The organism is Mesorhizobium sp. A556, from assembly GCF_054489545.1.
In genome coordinates this window covers 1-2,466 of the sequence record NZ_JBTMXA010000047.1, presented here as the reverse complement: position 1 = coordinate 2,466, position 2,466 = coordinate 1, and the positions used below count along the sequence as shown (strand labels likewise).

General features: G+C 58.4%; 3 protein-coding genes. All 3 read right to left on the bottom strand.

Annotated elements, in window-relative coordinates:
- Positions 1 to 877, bottom strand: an 877-nt coding sequence (locus tag ACX3P0_RS25165; RefSeq protein ID WP_459092940.1) for a recombinase family protein, incomplete at its 3' end; no start/stop codon positions are given.
- The gene (locus tag ACX3P0_RS25160) at positions 874 to 1,368 is read right to left on the bottom strand and encodes a DUF2924 domain-containing protein (protein WP_459092938.1); all 495 of its coding nucleotides are present in this window, start codon (positions 1,366 to 1,368) and stop codon (positions 874 to 876) included. The genes ACX3P0_RS25160 and ACX3P0_RS25165, both read right to left, overlap by 4 nt.
- A 5-nt stretch (positions 1,369 to 1,373) precedes the next feature.
- Entirely contained in the window at positions 1,374 to 1,847 is a 474-nt protein-coding gene (locus tag ACX3P0_RS25155; protein ID WP_459092936.1) for a DUF3489 domain-containing protein, read from the bottom strand.
- Positions 1,848 to 2,466 lie beyond the last annotated feature (619 nt).

The window sequence follows — 2,466 nt, the reverse complement described above, 5'->3', positions numbered from 1 at the left end:
TCCCGCGTGGCGTCGATGCCTGAGACGCCAACAGCGCCTGAACCTCGGCGAACGTATCGGCATCGATGATCGGCAGGTGCTCACCTTCATAGACATTTTGCCGATGCCGCAGCTTGCCGACATAAATCGGATTGGACAGCATTTTGTACAGCGTCGTGCTGCGGATGGCACGTGTGTAGGCGGACGCGGCGTCAATTTGATGCGGCTGATTTGGATCCGACGAATGAGTCGCTTCCCTTGCCAGTACATCAGACAGGGCTGGAACGGAGCGAAGCTGCAAATAGCGATTAAACAGGCTTCGCACAAAGCTTGCTTCCGGTTCCTTGAAGACCAGCTTTCTGTCCCGGACCTGATAGCCGAGCGAGACGGTGCCACCCATCCACAGGCCTTTCTTCTTCGAGGCGGCAATCTTGTCTCTAATGCGCTCAGTTGTGACTTCCCGCTCGAACTGGGCAAAGGACAAAAGGACGTTGAGGGTTAACCTGCCCATCGAGGTCGTGGTGTTGAACTGCTGGGTGACGGAAACGAACGATGCGGAAGCGGTATCGAATATCTCGACGATCCTTGAGAAATCCGTCAGTGAGCGGGTCAGGCGGTCGATCTTGTAGACAACCACGACATCGACTTGTCCGTCCCGAATATCCTGCAGCAGCCGCTGGATGGCGGGCCGTTCCAGCGTTCCACCCGATATACCGCCATCGTCGTAACGGTCTGGGATCAGCTTCCAGCCAAGACTGGCCTGTGAAGCGATGAAGGCAACACAGGCCTCATGCTGGGCATCGAGCGAATTGAATTGCTGATCGAGGCCCTCCTCGGTCGACTTGCGGGTATAGACCGCACAGCGCAGGCGGCGCGTCCTGGTGCTGCTGATGTTCATAGCCCGAAGAACCTCGGACCCGACCAATGTGCACCCGTGATCTTACGTGCGATGGCCGAAAGCGACGAATAGACCTTAGCCTCGAAGGCAAAGCCCGTTTCCAGCACATCAACGACATGGGTTCTGCCGTTCCAATCCCGCAGTAGCCGAGCACCGGGCAGCAGTTGCCTTCGGGGCCGTGCGGGGTTGCAGTTGGTGAGGACGCCGCCATCTTCGACTTCGTCGCCGTCTATAGACGCTTGATTGGAGCGTTCGATTAGCCTTTTCTCCACCCGACCCATGGCTGTCTTGAGCGTTCGACGCGTCTCGACGGAATAGCCGCCGAGACGCTTTGCCTGCACATGCCAAGCTGCTGCCCGGATCAAAAGCTCTTGCCGAAAACAAGGCGGCGGTGGGCATTTGTAGATCCTCTCCCACAGAGCGGCGAGTTCAACGCGAGGGAGATCGCCAAGGGCGGCGGCCTCCGCCGCAATACCAATCTTTGCCCGCATGATGACTACGCGCCCCAGGCGCTGTCATTGATTCGATACCGGCGGGCCCCATCCTTGCCCACTTCGCTTATCAGAGCGAGGCCGAGCTTCTTCCTCACCACCGCCGAGAGAAAGCCGCGCACCGAGTGTGCCTGCCAACCGGTTATCTCCATCAGCATGGCGATGGTGGCGCCCTTGCTCAGCCGCAAACGCTTCAGCACCAACTCGGTTTTGCCCGATCTGGCATCGCCCTGGCGTGACCGCGGTTTGGCGACATCAAGGACAACAGATGTATTGCCAGGCCCCGGGCCGTGGCCGACACCCTGCCCCACACCCAAACCAGCCAGGTCCGTGCTCTTCACGGTTCCTGCTCGGATCACACGTTTGCTACGGGTCGAAGTCCCAACCGACGCCGGTATCTTGCCGTCAGGCGACGTCGGAGCGGGCCCATCCCCTGCCACATCAATATCTACAGCAGCATCGCCGTTTGCATTCACCATAGTCGTTCTCCATCAGTTCGCAGATGCCGGGCAATCCGGCGCCTGTACTGAGACGAACCCGACAATGCGGGCTGGAGAGTTCGATAGTGGTTTGAAGAAGCGACCTACTGGCTACTCACAATGCTTCCTTCACCAACGAAGTCCAGTGGATGTCGACCTCGCTTGCAAGAAGCCCGATCATGTGCGCCGCACTCCTTCAAAAGCCGCGCGCCAGGAGGCTGATAGAGCCTCGAAAATCTGGCGGGTCTATTTGGCCAAGGCCGACAACGCAACCGGCTCGACTGAAATCCTGCGACTCACCCCAAAATGGTCAGCAGCCCCACAACACCTTCAAGGTGTCGCAACGCCGGCTCCATGTCGTGAACAGCATCCTTGACCACGCTGGATGCCGGCCGATTCTTGGTTGACCTACTGGCTGCTCGCTGCGGTATTGCTCGCATTCCTCTTAGACGCACCGACCAATGCTTCCGTACGCTGTACGCCATGAAGTCCAGTCGAAAAAAATGACTGCTTTGCGCCGGTGGGTTCAACCGATCGTCGCAACACCTTTAATCTGAGAAGATGAGGAGGTGTCGCATGGTCACGTCACGGGTGTGGTTTACCGCAGAACAGAAGGTCG